The organism is Klebsiella sp. Q11 (genome assembly GCF_964241505.1).
GTDB classification, from domain to species: Bacteria; Pseudomonadota; Gammaproteobacteria; order Enterobacterales; family Enterobacteriaceae; genus Klebsiella; species Klebsiella michiganensis.
On record NZ_CAXSXW010000009.1, the window covers coordinates 172,939 to 190,976 of the forward strand.

Here is an 18,038-nt window from a genome sequence, read left to right on the forward strand (position 1 = left end):
CCCTCGTCAAAAAGGGGCGCATTTTGTTTTATCTTGCCATAAATAGCTTCGGGATTTCCCGCAGACACCATGATTTTGCCTCACCCATGCTGTCCCGGCGCCAGGCCATAATAATGTCGATCTCGTTGCTGTACTCCGGGCTGACCACCCGCAGGCGCCCTTCGGCAATATCCCGCTCAACCAGCGGATAGGGCATCGTGGCGACGCCCAACCCTGCCAGCAGCGCCTGGCGTTTATCTTCGATCGAGCTCACGGTTAATCGCGGCTGTTTATCAAGCAGCTGCACCGTCAGCACCGGACGTTCGCGGGCGGTGTCCGCCACCGCCACGCCGCGATACTTCACGCGCGTGACTTCAGAAAGCGGCTCAGGCTCGAGGTGAATGGGATGGTCGGGCGCGGCAACGTAGACGCTCATAACCGAGTAGAGCTTACGGGAGTTAATTTCCGAGGAGGAACGGAAATGCATATCCGGCGCAACGACAATATCCGCCCGCCCCTGCTCAAGACGCTCCCATGCTCCGGCCAGCACTTCGGTAATAATCGACAGCTGAGTGTTCGATTTGGTCGCGAGCTTTTCAATTAGCGGAAACAGGTCGGTGGTGGGTACCAGCGCCTCGGTGACGATGGTCAGGTGCGTTTCCCAGCCGCGCGATAGCGCTTCGGCATCGGTTGTCAGCTTATCCGCCGCTTCCAGCAGAACGCGCCCGCGCTCGAGCAGCATTCGGCCAACGTTGGTGAATTTTGTTCGATGACCTGAACGGTCAAACAGAACGACATCCAGCTCTTCTTCCAGCTTTTGCATGGTATAGCTGAGCGCTGAAGGCACTCGACCAAGCTCATCAGCCGCCGCCGCAAAGCTTCCGCGCCGGTCAATCGCATCCATAACGCGTAACGCTTCCAGCGTTAATGCTCTCTCTTTAGCCATCGTTCTCTCATTCAGGAAATTTGAACATACCGGGCAGAATATCTGGCTAACAATACAGCGTCCATACCTTTACCATTGATTTAGTGTAAAGAGAGGTCAAGAAGATGATTACAACCCGAACAGCCAAACAGTGCGGTCAAGCCGACTTCGGCTGGCTGCAGGCCCGCTACACCTTTTCCTTTGGCCACTACTTCGACCCGAAATTGCTAGGTTACGCGTCGCTGCGCGTGCTCAACCAGGAAGTCCTGGCGCCCGGCGCGTCGTTCCAGCCGCGTACCTATCCGAAAGTCGACATTCTGAACCTGATACTGGAAGGTGAAGCGGAATACCGCGACAGCGATGGCAACCATATCCAGGCTAAAGCTGGCGAAGCGCTGCTGATATCCACCCAGCCCGGCGTGAGCTACAGCGAGCACAACCTGAGCAAAGAGAGCTCGCTGACGCGAATCCAGCTGTGGCTGGACGCCTGCCCGCAGCATGAAAACCCGCTGGTGCAAAAAATCGCTATCGCCGAGGGAGCGCAGCAGCTGCTGGCTTCGCCGGACGGCAGCCAGAACAGTCTCCAGCTGCGCCAGCAGGTATGGATCCACCATATCAATCTGGCGAAAGGCGAGCAGCTTAACGTGCAGCTCCACGGCCCGCGCGCCTACCTGCAGTCGATTCACGGCACGGTACATGCGCGAGTGCAGGAAGAAGAGAAACAGGCTTTGACCTGCGGCGACGGCGCGTTTATTCGTGACGAAGCTAACATTACCCTCGTTGCCGATACGCCGCTGCGCGCTTTGCTGATAGATTTACCTGTGTAACAACGGCAGTAAGGGAGTGTGTCAGTGGGCAAGAAGAAAACAAAAAAAGCGGTGCTGGCAGCATCGCAGCCGCAGCCAGAAACCATAACAACGGTTAGCTTTGGTTATGAAGAGATGTTGAGCGAACTGGAGGCGATCGTCGCAGAAGCGGAGATACGGCTCCAGGAAGAAGAAAGCGTCGCCTGACGTCAATATCGGCCCCGGCCGGGGCCGATAGATTTACTCACTCAGCGCCTGAGCTAAATCTTTTTGGACCTGCTTACGCTGTTCTGGCGTCAGGACCTGATTCACATCAAAATAGTACTTCACGCGATAATAGCGGACCTGCTGTTCGACTTTACTAAACGCCGCCAGCTGATCTTTGACCGCTTTTTCATTCCATTTTCCGGAATCAATCACATCAAATAATACGCCGTCTTTAATATCCTTCTGGGAGATCTGCTGAACGTTTTTTTCCAGCTGCTGGTGCAGGCTTTTAATTTTCGTTACCTGATCCTGGGTCAGTTTTAAGTGTTGGACAATCGGATCCTGCGCCGGGGCTGGCGCAGCGTTAACATCCGCAGCCTGTGCCGCCATTGAGAAGCCCGTAGCGAGGACGGTTGTCACTGCAATGCGAGTCATTAATTTCATTTTTTGTTTTATCCTGATTAATTATCACCGATGTGGCTGGCTATTATTTTTCATAAGCCGATGACGAAATGTAAAAAATAGTTCGCATAAATGTAGTTAAATCAGGAGATACATAATAAACATGAATGCCATAATTGAATTCATTTATTTTAAATATATTAATTAAGCAAGAAGAACGCATAACCGCATGAGTCATAATGCGGTTGATGGCAGACCTGTTTCCTCCATTGTGCCGCTTTCTTTTGGGGTATAGCGTCGTGGACAGGCATTCATCTGCCCTCTGTTTCAACCTGCCGTATGAAGCAAAAACCCCCGCCATTGCTGACGAGGGTTTTCTTTGAATGAGGAAGCTGACCGTTAAGCCGCTTTCTTTTGGGTATAGCGTCGTGGACAGTCATTCATCTGTCCTGTGTTTCAACCTGCCATATGAAGCAAAAACCCCCGCCATCGCTGGCAGGGGTTTTGTAGAAAGTTGAAGCTGACCGTTAAGCCGGGTTCTGTCGTGGACAGTCATTCATCTAGGCCAGCAATCGCTCACTGGCTCAAGCAGCCTACCCGGGTTCAGTACGGGCCGTACCTTATGAACCCCTATTTGGCCTTGCTCCGGGTGGAGTTTACCGTGCCGCGAACTGTTACCAGACGCGCGGTGCGCTCTTACCGCACCCTTTCACCCTTACCTGATCCCACTTGCGTGGGCCATCGGCGGTTTGCTCTCTGTTGCACTGGTCGTGGGCTTGCGCCCCCCAGGCGTTACCTGGCACCCTGCCCTATGGAGCCCGGACTTTCCTCCCCTCCGCCCGTCTCCCCCGAAGAGGACGACGACGAAGCGGCGACTGTCTGGTCAGCTTCGGCGCGCAGTATAGAGGGTTTACCGACGGTTGTCATCCTTCCGTCGCCATCCCAACCTGCAATGTCGCCGCAATATTACGCGACGCATGATAAATATTGTCCGCCGCGCCGCGAAACGCCTCTTCGAGCGTCGTTACGCTGGTCAGTACGCTAAACACCGCATCAATCCCATACTGGTGAACCACGCCGACGTCCCGGGTCAGACTACCGGCAATGCCAATTACCGGCTTATGATACTTTTTCGCCACGTTCGCCACGCCAACCGGCACTTTACCGTTAATACTCTGGCTATCCAGCCGGCCTTCACCGGTCACCACCAGCGAACAATCGAGGATATGCTCTTCCAGATTCAGCGCCTGGGTCACGATTTCAATCCCGCTGCGTAATTCAGCGTTCAGGAACGCCATCAGCGCTGCGCCCATACCGCCCGCCGCGCCCGCGCCGGCAACCTGCTTCACATCGACATGCAGATCGGCCTTAATAACGTCCGCATAGTGCGCCAGGTTGCTGTCCAGCTCGCGGATCATCGCTTCGGTAGCCCCTTTCTGCGGACCAAATATCCTTGATGCGCCGGTATCGCCAGTCAGCGGATTGGTGACATCGCAGGCGACCCGAATAGCGCAATCATGCAGTCGCGCGTCAAGACCGGAGAGATCTATCGAATTGAGGCTACACAGACTACCGCCGCCGTTGCCAATCTCCACGCCATTGGCATCGCAGAGACGCGCGCCCAGCGCCTGAACCATCCCCGCGCCGCCGTCATTGGTGGCGCTGCCGCCAATGCCAATGATGATATTTTTCGCCCCATGATCCAGCGCCTGCAAAATCAGCTCGCCGGTACCGCGCGACGTCGTCAATAGCGGGTTACGCTGAGCGGGCGGCACCAGCCCCAGCCCGCTGGCCGCAGCCATTTCGATAAACGCGGTTTTGCCGTCGCCGGAGAGCCCCCAGCAGGCATTAACCGGAACACCCAGCGGCCCCGTCACGCAGGCGCTCATTTCGGTTCCCTGCGTCGCGGCAATCATCGCCTCAACGGTACCTTCTCCGCCATCGGCGAGAGGAACCTTCACGTAGAGCGCATCGGGGAAAATTTCCCGAAAACCTTTTTCTATAGCCTGAGCAACCTCGGTGGCCGAGAGGCTTTCTTTATAAGAGTCTGGGGCGATTACGATTTTCATAGTTATGTAGCCTGACAGTGCCGCGCGAGGCAAGAATTACAGGGCGCGCATCCGCGCCCTTCTTGTTAGCGAGTGACTTCCACTTTCGCCAGTTTTTCGTAGTAGCATGCAAGCGCGCTGTGGTCGGCGGTACCCAAACCGTCGGCGCGCAGCGCCTGCATCATCTCCATCACCGCGGCGGTCAGCGGCAGCTGGGCGCCCACGCCGTGAGAAGTGTCCAGCGCATTCGCCAGATCTTTGATATGCAGATCGATACGGAAACCCGGCTTGAAGTTGCGGTCCATCACCATTGGCGCTTTGGCATCCAGTACGGTACTTCCGGCCAGCCCGCCGCGGATCGCCTGATATACCAGATCCGGGTTCACGCCCGCTTTGGTCGCCAGCGTCAGCGCTTCGGACATCGCCGCAATGTTCAGCGCCACGATCACCTGGTTGGCCAGCTTGGTCACGTTGCCCGCGCCGATCTCGCCGGTATGCACCACCGAACCCGCCATCGCTTTCAGCAGATCGTAATATTTGTCGAAAATCGCTTTATCACCGCCCACCATCACCGACAGCGTACCGTCGATGGCCTTCGGTTCGCCGCCGCTGACCGGCGCATCCAGCATATCGACGCCTTTCGCTTTCAGCGCTTCGCTGATTTCGCGGCTCGCCAGCGGCGCGATGGAGCTCATATCGATCAGCACGGTGCCCGGCTTCGCGCCTTCAATAATGCCGCCTTCACCCAACGCCACCTCTTTCACGTGCGGGGAGTTCGGCAGCATGGTGATGATCACATCGCACTGCTCGGCAATCGCTTTCGCTGACGCGGCGGTTTCTGCGCCTGCGGCAATCACTTCGGCAATCGCTTCCGGGTTACGGTCAGCAACCACCAACGAGTAACCTGCCTTGAGGAGGTTTTTACTCATTGGTTTACCCATGATACCGAGGCCAATAAAACCAACTTTCATTGTCATGTCTTTATCTCTCTAGTTTCGGTGGTGGTTATTTCTTAAAGGAGTCAGCCAGCTTCTGCGTGGAAGAACGGAAAACGCCCAGGTCGCTGCCGACGGCAACAAAGGTCGCGCCCCATTCCAGATAGCGGCGCGCGTCGGCTTCAACCGGCGCCAGAATGCCGCTCGGCTTACCGTGCTTTTTCGCGCTGGCAAAAATGTGCTGGATAGCTTTCTGCACTTCCGGATGGGAAGCATTGCCCAGATGGCCCAGCGCAGCGGCCAGATCGCTTGGGCCAACAAAAATACCGTCAACGCCCGTCGTGGCGGCTATCGCATCAACGTTATCCACGCCCTGCTGGCTCTCGATTTGCACGAGGATGGTGATGTTGTTGTTCGACTGCGCGAAGTAATCCGGCACGGTGCCAAACATATTGGCGCGGTGCGAGACGGATACACCGCGAATGCCTTCTGGCGGATAGCGGGTTGAGGCGACGGCGTTAACCGCCTGCTCTTCCGTTTCGACAAACGGAATCAGGAAGTTATAAAAACCGATATCCAGCAGACGCTTAATAATCACCGGCTCATTGGTCGGTACGCGAACGACCGGCGCGCTGGCGCTGCCTTTCAGCGCCATCAGCTGCGGGATAAAGGTTGAGATGTCGTTCGGCGCATGTTCGCCATCCAGAACCAACCAGTCGAAACCTGCCAGACCTAAAACTTCGGTGCTAATTGGGCTCGCCAGCGCGGACCAGCAGCCAATCTGAACCTGATGCGCCGCCAGGGCCGCCTTAAATTTGTTCGGGAAGATATCGTTGTTCATCGTTTATACCTTGTCACTTAACCGTTAATTATTTCTGCAGTTCCATGCGTTTGATGTCGCCGACCACAAACAGATAGCAAACCATCGCCATCAGGGCTGAGCATCCGACGAAGACCAGCGCTGCGTTGAATGAGTGCAGCTCGCTCACCAGGTAACCGATAACCAGCGGGGTTACGATGGAAGCGACGTTACCAAATACGTTAAAGACGCCGCCGCACAGGCCGACAATCTCTTTCGGCGCGGTATCGGAAATCACCGGCCAGCCCAGCGCGCCGAACCCTTTACCGAAGAAAGCCAGCGCCATCAGGGTCACCACCAGCGCGGTGTTATCGGTGTAGTTACACAGAATGATGGTGGAAGCCAGCAGCATTCCGAGGACGATCGGCAGCTTACGCGCCACGGTGATGGAAAAACCGCGTTTAATCAGATAGTCGGAGAACACCCCGCCCAGCACGCCGCCGGCAAAACCGCACAGCGCCGGAATCGATGCGACCAGACCCACTTTCAGAATCGACATGCCCTTTTCCTGCACCAGATAAATCGGGAACCAGGTGAGGAAGAACCAGGTGATGGTATTGATAAAATATTGGCCGAAGAATACGCCCAGCATCATGCGGTTGGTCAACAGCTGCTTGATATAGTGAAGCTTCGGGCCGCTGGCCGCCGCGCTGCCGGGCTTTTTATGGTCCATATCAACGACGGCGCCGTTCTCGGAGATAAACTTAAGCTCCTCCTGCGTCATGCGCGGATGGTCGGTGGGGTTATGGATCAGTTTTACCCACAGGCCGGTCAGCACAAAGCCAATCACGCCCATGACGGTGAAGACGTGCTCCCAACCCCAGGCAAAGGTCAGCCAGCCCAGCAGCGGCGAGAACAGCGCCAGGGAGAAATACTGCGCGGAGTTAAAGATCGCAGATGCGGTCCCGCGCTCTTTCGTCGGAAACCACGCCGCGACGATACGGGCGTTTGCCGGGAAAGATGGCGCTTCAGAGAAACCCAGCATAAAGCGCATAAAAAACATTGAGATACCCGCCCACGCCAGTGGAAACATATCCACAAAGCCTTGCAGGAAGGTAAACAGCGACCAGAAGAACAGGCTGTAAGAGTAGACTTTCTTCGAGCCAAATTTATCGAGCAGCCAGCCGCCGGGGATCTGCATCAGCAGGTAGGCCCAGCCGAAAGCGGAGAAAATATAGCCCATCGAGACCGCGCTCAGCTGCAGCTCTTTCGCCACCTCTGTACCGGCGATCGAGAGCGTCGCCCGGTCGGCATAGTTAACGGCGGTAACAATGAAAATGATCAACAGAATTAAATATCGAGTTGGCACTTCCCTTTTCTGTTCTATCGTTGCATCCAGACTCATCTAATATTCCTCAGGTACAACACACCTTCCATTATTTATTTTGGCGTGATTCTTCATTATTCAGAAATCAATATCAGGAGGTATCGATTTACTTATCCGGCGCATTGCAAGCATGACTCAGTATAATCAGCTTGCGAGCGTTAAACACTGTGCATATAACCTGTAAATGGCGTTTAATAATCGTTATTGTTGTGCAAATGCAATAATCAGTGGGCGCTGTTCCACAGTTCCAGCGATTTCCCTCTTTAACGTATTCGCCCGCGCAGCAATGGGTGATTTAGATCACATTTTCAGATTCAAACACCTGACATTCTCTATTTCACAAATTTGCACATCAGAAATTGAATATACCCTAAATATTTCGAGTTGCATGACGGCGGCAGCGCAGGGAATCCCCAGGAGCTTACTAAAGTAAGTGACTGAGGTGAGCGAGGAAAGCCAACGCACATGCAGCTTGAAATATGACGGGTATAAACGTTTTATTTTATTATTCGCACCTTGCTGGAGAATACTGGACAATGGCTGATATTGAAATTAGACAAGAATCGCCAACGGCGTTTTATATAAAAGTACACGAAACGGATAACGTGGCGATTATTGTTAACGATCGAGGTTTAAAGGCCGGAACGCGTTTCCCTGACGGGCTCACGCTCGTTGAACATATCCCGCAAGGCCATAAAGTCGCGCTGGTCGATATTCCCGTCCACGGTGAAATCATCCGCTATGGCGAAGTGATTGGCTATGCGGTACGCGATATTCCGCAGGGCAGCTGGATTGACGAATCGCTGGTCGAACTACCGAAAGCGCCGCCGCTGCATACCCTACCGCTGGCGACCAAAGTCCCGGCGCCGCTGCCGCCGCTGGAAGGCTATACCTTCGAAGGCTATCGCAACGCCGACGGTAGCGTGGGCACCAAAAACCTGCTCGGCATTAGCACCAGCGTGCACTGCGTGGCGGGCGTCGTCGATTATGTGGTGAAAATTATCGAACGCGATCTGCTGCCGAAGTATCCCAACGTCGATGGCGTTGTGGGTCTGAACCACCTGTATGGCTGCGGCGTGGCGATTAACGCTCCGGCGGCGGTCGTCCCGATCCGCACCATTCATAACCTGGCGCTCAATCCAAACTTCGGCGGCGAAGTGATGGTGATTGGCCTTGGCTGCGAAAAACTGCAGCCGGAGCGCCTGCTGGAAGGCACCGACGATGTGAAAAGCATCCCCGTGGATAGCGCCAGCATCGTCAGCCTGCAGGATGAGAAGCACGTCGGTTTTAAATCCATGGTGGATGACATTCTGCAGGTCGCCGAGCGCCACCTGGAGAAGCTGAACCAGCGCCGGCGTGAAACCTGCCCGGCCTCCGAGCTGGTTGTCGGTATGCAGTGCGGCGGCAGCGATGCGTTTTCTGGCGTCACCGCCAACCCGGCGGTGGGCTACGCGTCCGATCTGCTGGTGCGCTGCGGGGCGACCGTTATGTTCTCGGAAGTCACCGAAGTGCGCGATGCGATCCATTTGCTGACGCCGCGCGCCATCAACGAAGAAGTCGGAAAACGCCTGCTGGAGGAGATGGCCTGGTACGATAACTATCTCGATATGGGCAAAACCGACCGCAGCGCCAACCCCTCCCCGGGCAACAAGAAAGGCGGCCTGGCGAACGTCGTTGAGAAAGCGCTGGGCTCTATCGCTAAATCCGGGAAGAGCGCGATTGCCGAAGTGCTCTCTCCGGGGCAGCGCCCGACCAAACGCGGGCTGATTTACGCCGCGACGCCGGCGAGCGACTTTGTCTGCGGTACTCAGCAGGTAGCTTCCGGGATCACGGTGCAGGTCTTTACTACCGGTCGCGGTACGCCGTACGGCCTGGTCGCCGTGCCGGTCATAAAAATGGCGACGCGTACCGAGCTGGCAAACCGCTGGTATGACTTAATGGATATCAACGCGGGAACCATCGCCACCGGAGAAGAAACCATCGAAGAGGTAGGGCTGAAGCTGTTTGAATTTATTCTTGATGTCGCCAGCGGCCGCAAGAAGACCTTCTCGGATCAGTGGGGATTGCACAATCAGCTGGCGGTGTTTAACCCGGCGCCGGTGACATGATCGAATCAGCAATTTATCCCGCTCGTGATGCTTCGGGCGGGATACCTCTGCTATTGATGCGCGTTAAGAAAGGCCTCTATCTGCGCCTTCGTGGACGTTCCCTCCATCGGGCCACGGCGGGAAATCGCCAGAGAGCCGCTGGCGTTGGCCCATCTCAGTGCCTCCTGCGGCGATGCGCCGGACAGGAACAGGCTGACAAAGGTCGCACCGAAGCAGTCGCCAGCTCCCGTTGGGTCCACGACCGGGACATGAAAACCGGCAACATGATGCATTTCCCGGGCGCTGAAATAGCTCGCTCCGCGCGGGCCGCGTTTAATCACCACGTGCTTAACGCCGCGCTTTAAAAGCTTATCCACCAGCACCTGTTCATCGCGCCCCGGGTTGAGGCCAAAGTAATCCAGTTCGCCATCGCTGGGCAAAAAGATATCGGTGTAATCAAGGATATACTCAAAGGCCTGCGACATTTCAGGGATATTAAGCATCTCTTTACGGATATTCGGATCGAACGAAACCGTGCCGTTGCGCGCTTTGATATTTTCAATCGCTTTACGCATCGCGTCGATCATGCGAAACGAAAACAGCGAAGAGCCCATAATGTGAAAATGGTTGCACTGGCTAAGCAGAGTATCGTCAATATGGTCAGCGGTTAGCAGGCCGCAGGCGCTGTTCGGCATATTAAAAATAAAATCGCGCTGCGCCTGGCTGCGGTAGCTCACAAAAGCGCTGCCGGTGGTCGCCTTTTGCAGTATGGCGATGCCATTAATATTCACGCCGTCGCTTTCCAGCCGCGCGATATTCATTTCACCAAACGCATCGTTGCCAACGCAGCTAAAAAGCACCGACCCTAACCCCAGCTTTGCCACCTGATCGGCGAAAATTGCCGGCGCGCCGCTGGGATATGGCCCCCAAAACTCTCCCGGGCGCGAAAAGCCCTGGTTCTCTTCTTTTGCCAGAAACTCCACCAGTAGTTCGCCGATGGTGCAAATGGTCACATTCATCATCGCTCCTTTACTTTGCCTTTTGCAAAGCAGGGTTGAGCCATGTCAGGCACTCGTTATTGGTATAGCTGTTAGTCAGGCCAGCGGCGAGAAGGCGGGCATGATACTCCGCGGCGACAATCTGCGGCGTCACGATGCCGCTAATTTGCTGCAAATCGCCAATCGGGTAGCGCTTGTCGCCATACACCGGACGATGCGCGACGACCGCAATCGCCCTCTCACTTTGCGCCACCGCTTCGCTCAGCAGGCGGGCGCTGGCTTCCTGTCTGACGCTTAAGGTGCCATCTTCAGCAATGTGGTCGACAGCGATCAGCGCTCGCGAGGGACGATAATGACCCAGCGCGCTCAGCGCCAGATCGCCTTCGACTATTTTGCCGCTACTCCCCAACACACCGCCGAGCAGCACGGTTTCTCCATTCAGGAACTCCTGCGCCAGCGGCACATGCGCCAGGTCGTTTAATAGCAGGCAGAGCTCGTCATAACCGGCAAGGAAAGGGATCACTTTGCGTAAGATTGATCCCTGCCCCAGGAACAGCGTTTCGCTATCTTCGATCTGCGCAGCGATCTGGCGCGCCATTTCGGTCTCCAGCGCTTTGTCCGTGGCAACCGGGGCTTCCTGAGCCAGGGCGACCGGAGCGCCGGCCTGGGAAGTGTAAATTGCGCCGCCAAACGAGCGCTTAAGGTAGCCCTGCTGTTCAAGGTAGTTCAGGTCATTACGGATCGTTACCCCAGATACAGCCAGCATTTCAGCCAGATCGTCGACTTTGATCTCTCCGTTCTTGCGCACGATCTCCGCGATGTCCAGGCGCCTTTTCAGCAGACTTGTAGACGGTTTTGCCACAGTGTTGTGCCTTCTTATTTTCTCCCAGAATAACTTTCATTTTTAAATTTCCCCGCTGCATTGTCAAACGCAAGGCCTTGCATACCTGTTTCACATCGATTTAAAAACATTTAATTCAGTAAGTTACATAAAACATCGTCATTTAAGATACTTTTAAAAAAGAAAACAAACAAGACTATATAACTTTCGTTTTTAAAATTACATCACTGTTGTGTGCGATTGATCACAACAATACGTCGAGACGATCGCTACATTACTTTCAAAATGAAGACTCAAAACACAAAAACACTTACAACATGAAAGTAAAGGAGAACGAATGTACATTATTTCGAGTAAAAACATGCTGTTGAAAGCTCAGCGCCACGGCTATGCCGTTCCCGCCTTTAATATCCACAACCTGGAAACGATGCAGGTGGTGGTAGAAACCGCCGCCGAACTGCGTTCTCCGCTGATCCTTGCCGGCACCCCGGGAACTTATAGCTATGCAGGAACCGGGAACGTGGTGGCGATCGCTCGCGATCTGGCTAAATACTGGGATCTTCCCTTAGCGGTCCACCTCGATCACCATGAAGATCTGACCGATATCACGCATAAAGTGCAGGCCGGTATCCGCTCGGTCATGATCGATGGTTCACACTCGCCTTTTGAAGAAAACGTCGCGTTAGTCAAGAGCGTGGTTGAACTGAGCCATCGCTATGATGCCAGCGTTGAAGCCGAACTCGGCCGTCTGGGCGGCGTGGAGGATGATTTGGTGGTCGATGCAAAAGATGCGCTGTATACCAACCCGGAACAGGCGCGCGAATTTGTCACCCGCACCGGCATCGACTCGCTGGCGGTGGCTATCGGTACGGCGCACGGCATGTACGCCGCAGAACCCAAACTCGATTTTGAGCGCCTCGCCGCCATTCGCGATCGCGTTGACGTCCCTCTGGTTCTTCATGGCGCATCCGGGCTGGCCGATAGCGATATCCGCCGGGCAATCTCTCTGGGCGTGTGCAAAGTCAACGTCGCTACCGAGCTGAAAATCGCGTTCTCCGATGCCCTGAAGCAGTACTTCGAGGAAAATCCGGACGCTAACGATCCGCGTCATTACATGAAACCGGCCAAAGCGGCGATGAAGGATATCGTACGCAAAGTCATTCACGTTTGTGGCTGTGAAGGACAACTGTAATTTTCGGATCGAAGGAGCAATGTCGTGATCCATACCCTGACACTCAATACGGCAATCGATATGAATATCTTTTGCGATCCGCTGAAGCCGTCGGCAGTGAACCGAACCCGGCACACCGAATATTGCCCGAATGGCAAAGGAGTGAACGTTTCGCTGATATTAAATCACTATCAGCAACCCACTCACATTATGGGTATTTTCGGTGGTTTCACTGGCCGTTATATCGTGGAAGAGTTACGTCAGAAAAAAATTAAAGTGACGCCGACATGGGTATCTGAGCCAACCCGAATTAATATTTTTATAAATGACGGCGCAGAGGAATATAAGCTCGTTAACCCCGGTGCAAAAATTGATGACGAGTGTAAACAGCAGGTTATTCATCATCTGCAATGCGTCACCTCCGGGGATTATTTAGCGATCAGCGGCAGCCTGCCGCCGGGAATTGAAAGCCGGTTCTATAGCGAGATCATTGAATTATGTCAGCAGAAAGGCTGCGAGGTTATCCTCGATATCAGCCATCCGGTTCTGCGCCAGCTGCTGGAATTACGGCCATTGTTGATCAAACCCAACGATGACGAGCTGCGGGAAATATTTGGTCTCGACGTCAGCAACCATCAGCAGGTACGCGAAGCTATGCGTACCCTGCATCAGTTGGGCGCTCGCAACGTGCTGCTGACGATGGGCGCGGAGGGCCTTTACTTTTCCGATGGCGCAAGCGTGTGGTTTTGCTCCGCACCGAAAATTGACCTGGTCAGCTCCGCCTGCGCCGGCGACGCCGCGCTGGGCGCCTTTCTCAGTAAATGGATTAACGAAGACGATGTCGCTCACGCCCTGGCACTAGCCAGCGCGACCGGCGCCGACGTCGCCGGTTCCGCCGGATTAGGAAATTTACAACGCACAGAAGAATTATTACAGCAAATTCAGGTCGTTCAATTATAAAGGTCCGATTATGAAAAAAATTATTGCAGTTACCGGCTGCCCTACGGGTATTGCGCATACTTTTATGGCTGAAGAAGCCTTAAAAACCGCAGCGAAGAAATTAAATGTCGACATTAAAGTGGAAACCAACGGAGCTTCCGGCGTTGAAAATGCCATTACCCCCGCGGATTTAGAAGATATTTATGGTGTAATTATTGCCGCCGATAAAGACGTTAACGCCGAGCGATTTAATGGTCTGCCGGTCATTGAGGTTCCGGTTAAAGAAGCCATTCATCATCCGGTCGATTTAATTAATAAAGTGATCGGCGGCCAGGCGTCGCGCCGTCAGGGTATTTCTTCCTCGCCGGAGTCACCGGAGAAATACGCGCAAGAGTCTTTCGGACGCCAGGTTTATAAGCACCTGATGAGCGGCGTATCCAACATGCTGCCGTTTGTGGTCGCCGGGGGGATTTTAATTGCCATCTCCTTCCTGTGGGGTATCTACTCAGCCGATCCGAACTCGCCGCAGTATAACGTTATTGCCGCGACGCTGATGAAAGTAGGCCAGCAGGCCTTCTCAATCATGGTGCCGATTTTTACCGCTTATATCGCCTGGTCTATTTCCGGCCGCCCCGGTATGGTTGCGGGCTTCGTCGGCGGCTTACTGGCCAACGCGACCGGCGCAGGCTTTCTCGGCGGGATTATCGCTGGTTTCGCCGCCGGTTATTTTATGTTGCTGATCCGCAATATGCTCAACGGCCTGCCGCGTCAGTATGAAGGGCTGAAATCGATCTTCATTATGCCGCTCGTTGGCGTGCTGGTAATAGGCGTGATGATGGTGCTGCTGGGTCAACCTGTCGCCGCCATCAACAACGCAATGATGAACTGGCTGAGTTCATTACAGGAAGCAAACCCGATTCTGCTGGGTATTGTGGTAGGCGCGATGTGCTCCTTCGACTTCGGCGGTCCGGTGAATAAAGCCGCCTACGTCACCGGTACGCTGCTGCTTGGCCAGGGGAACTACTTCTTTATGGCCGGGGTTTCCGCCGCCTGCATTACGCCGCCGCTGGTTATCGCGCTGGCGACAACCTTCTTCCCGAAAGGCTTCAGTGAAGAAGAGCGCGCCGCCGGGATGGTCAACTATATCCTCGGCTGCACCCATATTACTGAAGGCGCTATTCCGTTCGCCGCGAAAGATCCTTTACGCGTCATCCCCATGATGATGATCGCCTCTTCCATCTCTGCGGTTCTCAGCTATAGCCTGCAAATCCAGGTTCCTGCTCCGCACGGCGGCTTCCTTATCCTGCCGCTGGTAAGTAAACCGCTAATGTGGGTGCTGTGTATTCTCGCCGGTTCCGCCTGCGGCGCGGTCATGCTGGGATGCTGGAGGCTATGGCAAAAACGGACCCAGGAAGCAGCGACGCTTGCCGGTGCCATTAAATAAGGAGCTATTTATGCAACTGACTTGCGCAGATATCCATTTCGATCGCGCGATCAAAACGAAAGATGAAGCGCTGCAACGCGTCGTTGGCAGATTAACCGAAGCCGGGCATACCACGCCCGCTTATCTGAACGGCATGCGCGAACGCGAAGGGCAAATCAGCACGTACCTTGGCAACGGTATTGCCATTCCTCACGGCACGCCGCAGAGCCGCGATGCGGTACTGAAAACCGGTGTCAAAGTACTGGCCTGCCCGCAGGGGGTGGATTGGGGAGAAGAACAAGCGGCTTATCTGATTGTGGGGATCGCCGCGCAGAACAACGAACACCTTGATATTCTTCGCCAGCTTACCCACGCCCTGAGCGACGAACGCGTACCTGCAGCGCTATCGCGCGCTGAGAGTCCGCAGGCGGTGCTGGAGATTCTGGCCGGCAATATCTTCCCGGCCGAAGGGGAAGAGATTGAACCGCCCCCGGCGTTCGATGAAGAGGCGACTTTTACCCTGCGCAATCCCCACGGACTGCACGCGCGGCCAAGCGCTGTACTGGTGAAAGCGGTGAAGCAGTGGCGATCGCAAATTCGGGTGGAAAATCTCGACACCCGTTCCGCTATTGTTGACGCCAAAAATCTGATGCGGGTGGTTTCTCTCGGCGCAAAACAGGGACATCGGCTGCACTTTATGGCCAGCGGGGAAGATGCCCATCAGGCGCTGGAGGCTATCGGTACGGCCTTTAATGCCGGATTAGGCGAAATTGCCGCTCAACCGCAGCAGGTCGTTCAGCCAGCAGAAAAGCCTAAACGGAGCTGGATTTCACGAATATTTAGTTAAATTTCAATAAATTAAAAACGCTCTGCCGTCATCGCCAGAGCGTTTTTTTATCTTTAACTTTCGTAACATTACGTTTTATCTTTCTTTTTTTCGAGATTGATCACAAATCAAAACAAAGGAGTTTGCGGGCAAAACAAAACATAACGAATATATTCGAAAGAAAACGGAGGTTTTAAATGAAAGATATTATTTCCCGCCACAAAGCTGGCGAACACATCGGCATCTGCTCAGTTTGTTCCGCGCATCCGCTGGTTATCGAAGCCGCGTTACGTTTCGATCTGCATACCAACAACAAGGTTCTTATCGAAGCAACCTCTAATCAGGTTAACCAGTTTGGCGGCTACACCGGAATGCAGCCTGCGGACTTCCGTGATTTCGTGAATAAAATTGCCCGCGAAGTCGGTTTCCCGTCAGAGCGCATCATCCTTGGCGGCGATCATCTCGGGCCGAACTGCTGGCAGGGCGAACCCGCCGCCGAAGCGATGGAAAAATCGGTCGATCTGATTAAAGCCTACGTCGCCGCGGGCTTCAGCAAAATCCATCTCGATGCCTCAATGTCCTGCGCTGACGATCCGGTACCGCTGGACCCGGCCGTCGTCGCCGAACGTGCCGCTCGCCTGTGCCAGGCCGCGGAAGAGACGGCAACCGACGCGCAGAAACGCCATCTGACCTACGTCATCGGCACCGAAGTTCCGGTTCCCGGCGGCGAAGCCAGCACCATCGGCAGCGTCCACGTGACCCGCGCCCAGGATGCGGCGGCAACGCTGGAAACCCATGAAGCCGCCTTCCGCAGGCTGGGTCTTAACGCAGCGCTGGAACGCGTCATTGCTATCGTGGTGCAGCCCGGCGTTGAGTTCGACCATACGCAAATTATTCATTACCAGCCGGAGGCCGCCAAAGCGCTCTCCGCGTGGATCGAAGGCACGCCGATGGTCTATGAAGCGCACTCGACTGATTACCAGTCTCGTCAGGCATATCGGGCGCTGGTGCGCGACCATTACGCCATCCTGAAAGTTGGCCCGGCGCTAACCTTCGCGCTGCGCGAAGCCATTTTTGCCCTCGCGCAAATGGAAAATGAGCTGGTCGCTCCGGAATCCCGCAGCCGCGTGATGGAAGTGATTGATGAAGTAATGCTTAACGAGCCGGGCTACTGGAAGAAGTACTACCGCCCGACCTGGAGCCAGGCAATGGTGGATATCCACTTCAGCCTGTCCGATCGCATTCGCTACTACTGGCCGCATCCGCGTATTCGCCAGAGCGTGGAAAAGTTAATTGCAAACCTGACCGAAACTAAGCTGCCGCTGGGCCTTATCAGCCAGTATATGCCCGTGCAGTTTGAACGACTGTCGTTAAACGAACTCGCCGCCGTGCCGCACGACCTCATCCTCGACAAAATTCAGGATGTGCTGCGTGCCTACCGTTACGGCTGTTCATCCGAAATCGCCTGAAGTAAAGAGGATTTATGAGTCAATTGTTTGTTCGTACCGGCATTCATTTTAGTTCCAGCCGGCAGGCGCTGGAGCACATTGGCGAAGAGATGCTGGCGCGCGGCGTTGTGCACGACAGCTATCCACTGGCGCTGCTCGAACGAGAAGCAACTTTCCCCACCGGCATTGCGCTGGAGCAGCACGCGGTCGCGATTCCCCACTGCGAGGCGGTACATGCGAAGTCTCCGGCTATCTACCTGATTCGCCCGGACAACCCGGTCCCTTTTCAGCGTGCTGACGACGACGGCGAAATCGACGTTTCGTTAATCATCGCGCTGATTGTAGAAAATCCGACTGCACAGCTACAGCTGCTGCGCCGGTTATTTAGTGAGCTACAGAACCCGAACACGCTTGAAGCATTGCTGGCTGCCTCACAGGAGCAGCTGCCCGAGCTGTTTCGGCACTCTATCCTTGAGTCAGAGCCCAGCGCTCAGGCTTTATAACAGACTGATAATAAAAGGGGTACCCTATGAAACGTAAAGTAATCGTCGCCTGTGGCGGCGCTGTCGCCACCTCGACCATGGCTGCAGAAGAGATCAAAGATCTGTGCGCGGACCACAGCATCGAGCTGGACCTGGTGCAGTGTCGGGTGAATGAAATCGAAACCTATATGGACGGCGCGCACCTCATCTGCACCACCGCCCGGGTTGACAGAACCTTTGGCGACATTCCGGTGGTTCACGGTATGCCTTTCATTTCTGGCGTAGGCATTGAAGAACTGCAGCAAAAAATCCTGAACATCCTGACGGAGTAACGC

18 protein-coding genes and 1 other RNA gene are annotated in these 18,038 nt (G+C 54.8%); 10 read left to right on the top strand and 9 right to left on the bottom strand.

Features of this window, described 5'->3' with window-relative positions:
• Positions 1-28: 28 nt before the first annotated feature.
• A complete protein-coding gene (locus tag ACESQ2_RS16730) occupies positions 29-925 on the bottom strand; it encodes a LysR family transcriptional regulator (protein ID WP_014226944.1) in 897 nt (298 codons plus the stop codon).
• A gap of 104 nt (positions 926-1,029) precedes the next feature.
• Here ACESQ2_RS16730 and ACESQ2_RS16735 point away from each other — a divergent pair, with 104 nt between their 5' ends.
• Together ACESQ2_RS16735 and ACESQ2_RS16740 are read left to right on the top strand one after the other, a co-directional pair.
• Positions 1,030-1,731, top strand: a complete 702-nt coding sequence (locus ACESQ2_RS16735; protein ID WP_014226945.1) for a pirin family protein — start codon at positions 1,030-1,032, stop codon at positions 1,729-1,731.
• Positions 1,732-1,755: 24 nt separating this feature from the next.
• Complete coding sequence (locus tag ACESQ2_RS16740) at positions 1,756-1,917, top strand: hypothetical protein (RefSeq protein WP_162934508.1); 162 nt, start codon at positions 1,756-1,758, stop codon at positions 1,915-1,917.
• Between the two features lie 33 nt (positions 1,918-1,950).
• On the opposite strand, the gene ACESQ2_RS16745 is transcribed toward ACESQ2_RS16740, so the two are convergent.
• The 6 genes from ACESQ2_RS16745 to garP form a co-directional block, all read right to left on the bottom strand.
• Positions 1,951-2,361 (bottom strand): Spy/CpxP family protein refolding chaperone, encoded by a 411-nt coding sequence (locus ACESQ2_RS16745; protein WP_014226947.1) that lies wholly within the window; start codon positions 2,359-2,361, stop codon positions 1,951-1,953.
• Between the two features lie 470 nt (positions 2,362-2,831).
• Positions 2,832-3,210: RNase P RNA component class A (gene rnpB, locus ACESQ2_RS16750), an RNA gene on the bottom strand.
• A 32-nt stretch (positions 3,211-3,242) separates the two neighbouring features.
• Positions 3,243-4,388, bottom strand: coding sequence for a glycerate 2-kinase (gene garK, locus ACESQ2_RS16755; RefSeq protein ID WP_014226948.1), 1,146 nt, complete (start codon positions 4,386-4,388; stop codon positions 3,243-3,245).
• Between the two features lie 65 nt (positions 4,389-4,453).
• Positions 4,454-5,344, bottom strand: a complete 891-nt coding sequence (gene garR / locus ACESQ2_RS16760; protein WP_004105999.1) for a 2-hydroxy-3-oxopropionate reductase — start codon at positions 5,342-5,344, stop codon at positions 4,454-4,456.
• A gap of 28 nt (positions 5,345-5,372) precedes the next feature.
• The gene (garL, locus tag ACESQ2_RS16765) at positions 5,373-6,143 is read right to left on the bottom strand and encodes a 2-dehydro-3-deoxyglucarate aldolase (RefSeq protein WP_049071564.1); all 771 of its coding nucleotides are present in this window, start codon (positions 6,141-6,143) and stop codon (positions 5,373-5,375) included.
• A gap of 28 nt (positions 6,144-6,171) precedes the next feature.
• On the bottom strand, positions 6,172-7,506 hold the full coding sequence (gene garP, locus ACESQ2_RS16770) for a galactarate/glucarate/glycerate transporter GarP (RefSeq protein WP_049078864.1): 1,335 nt from the start codon (positions 7,504-7,506) through the stop codon (positions 6,172-6,174).
• Between the two features lie 518 nt (positions 7,507-8,024).
• On the opposite strand from garP, the gene garD reads away from it, so the two are divergent.
• On the top strand, positions 8,025-9,596 hold the full coding sequence (gene garD, locus ACESQ2_RS16775) for a galactarate dehydratase (protein WP_025108326.1): 1,572 nt from the start codon (positions 8,025-8,027) through the stop codon (positions 9,594-9,596).
• Positions 9,597-9,646: 50 nt separating this feature from the next.
• Here the strand turns inward: garD and ACESQ2_RS16780 are convergent, their stop codons facing one another.
• Both ACESQ2_RS16780 and ACESQ2_RS16785 read right to left on the bottom strand, forming a co-directional pair.
• A complete protein-coding gene (locus ACESQ2_RS16780) occupies positions 9,647-10,594 on the bottom strand; it encodes a sugar kinase (RefSeq protein WP_014226952.1) in 948 nt (315 codons plus the stop codon).
• A 10-nt stretch (positions 10,595-10,604) separates the two neighbouring features.
• Complete coding sequence (locus tag ACESQ2_RS16785) at positions 10,605-11,399, bottom strand: DeoR/GlpR family DNA-binding transcription regulator (protein WP_162097181.1); 795 nt, start codon at positions 11,397-11,399, stop codon at positions 10,605-10,607.
• A gap of 352 nt (positions 11,400-11,751) precedes the next feature.
• Here ACESQ2_RS16785 and ACESQ2_RS16790 point away from each other — a divergent pair, with 352 nt between their 5' ends.
• The 7 genes from ACESQ2_RS16790 to gatB all read left to right on the top strand — a co-directional run bounded on the left by ACESQ2_RS16790 (position 11,752) and on the right by gatB (position 18,035).
• Positions 11,752-12,606: a tagatose bisphosphate family class II aldolase gene (locus ACESQ2_RS16790; protein WP_014839619.1), complete on the top strand. Its 855-nt coding sequence runs from the start codon at positions 11,752-11,754 to the stop codon at positions 12,604-12,606.
• Positions 12,607-12,630: 24 nt separating this feature from the next.
• Complete coding sequence (gene pfkB / locus ACESQ2_RS16795) at positions 12,631-13,545, top strand: 1-phosphofructokinase (RefSeq protein ID WP_049078861.1); 915 nt, start codon at positions 12,631-12,633, stop codon at positions 13,543-13,545.
• A gap of 10 nt (positions 13,546-13,555) precedes the next feature.
• Positions 13,556-14,968 carry a PTS fructose transporter subunit IIC gene (locus ACESQ2_RS16800; RefSeq protein WP_032720221.1) on the top strand — a complete coding sequence of 471 codons (1,413 nt, stop codon included), beginning with the start codon at positions 13,556-13,558 and terminating at the stop codon, positions 14,966-14,968.
• 10 nt (positions 14,969-14,978) lie between these two features.
• Positions 14,979-15,794: an HPr family phosphocarrier protein gene (locus tag ACESQ2_RS16805; RefSeq protein ID WP_049082258.1), complete on the top strand. Its 816-nt coding sequence runs from the start codon at positions 14,979-14,981 to the stop codon at positions 15,792-15,794.
• A 176-nt stretch (positions 15,795-15,970) separates the two neighbouring features.
• The gene (gatZ, locus tag ACESQ2_RS16810; protein WP_373170947.1) at positions 15,971-17,242 is read left to right on the top strand and encodes a tagatose-bisphosphate aldolase subunit GatZ; all 1,272 of its coding nucleotides are present in this window, start codon (positions 15,971-15,973) and stop codon (positions 17,240-17,242) included.
• A gap of 14 nt (positions 17,243-17,256) precedes the next feature.
• Complete coding sequence (gene gatA, locus ACESQ2_RS16815; RefSeq protein ID WP_014226959.1) at positions 17,257-17,724, top strand: PTS galactitol transporter subunit IIA; 468 nt, start codon at positions 17,257-17,259, stop codon at positions 17,722-17,724.
• 26 nt (positions 17,725-17,750) lie between these two features.
• Positions 17,751-18,035, top strand: coding sequence for a PTS galactitol transporter subunit IIB (gatB, locus tag ACESQ2_RS16820; protein ID WP_004106023.1), 285 nt, complete (start codon positions 17,751-17,753; stop codon positions 18,033-18,035).
• Positions 18,036-18,038 lie beyond the last annotated feature (3 nt).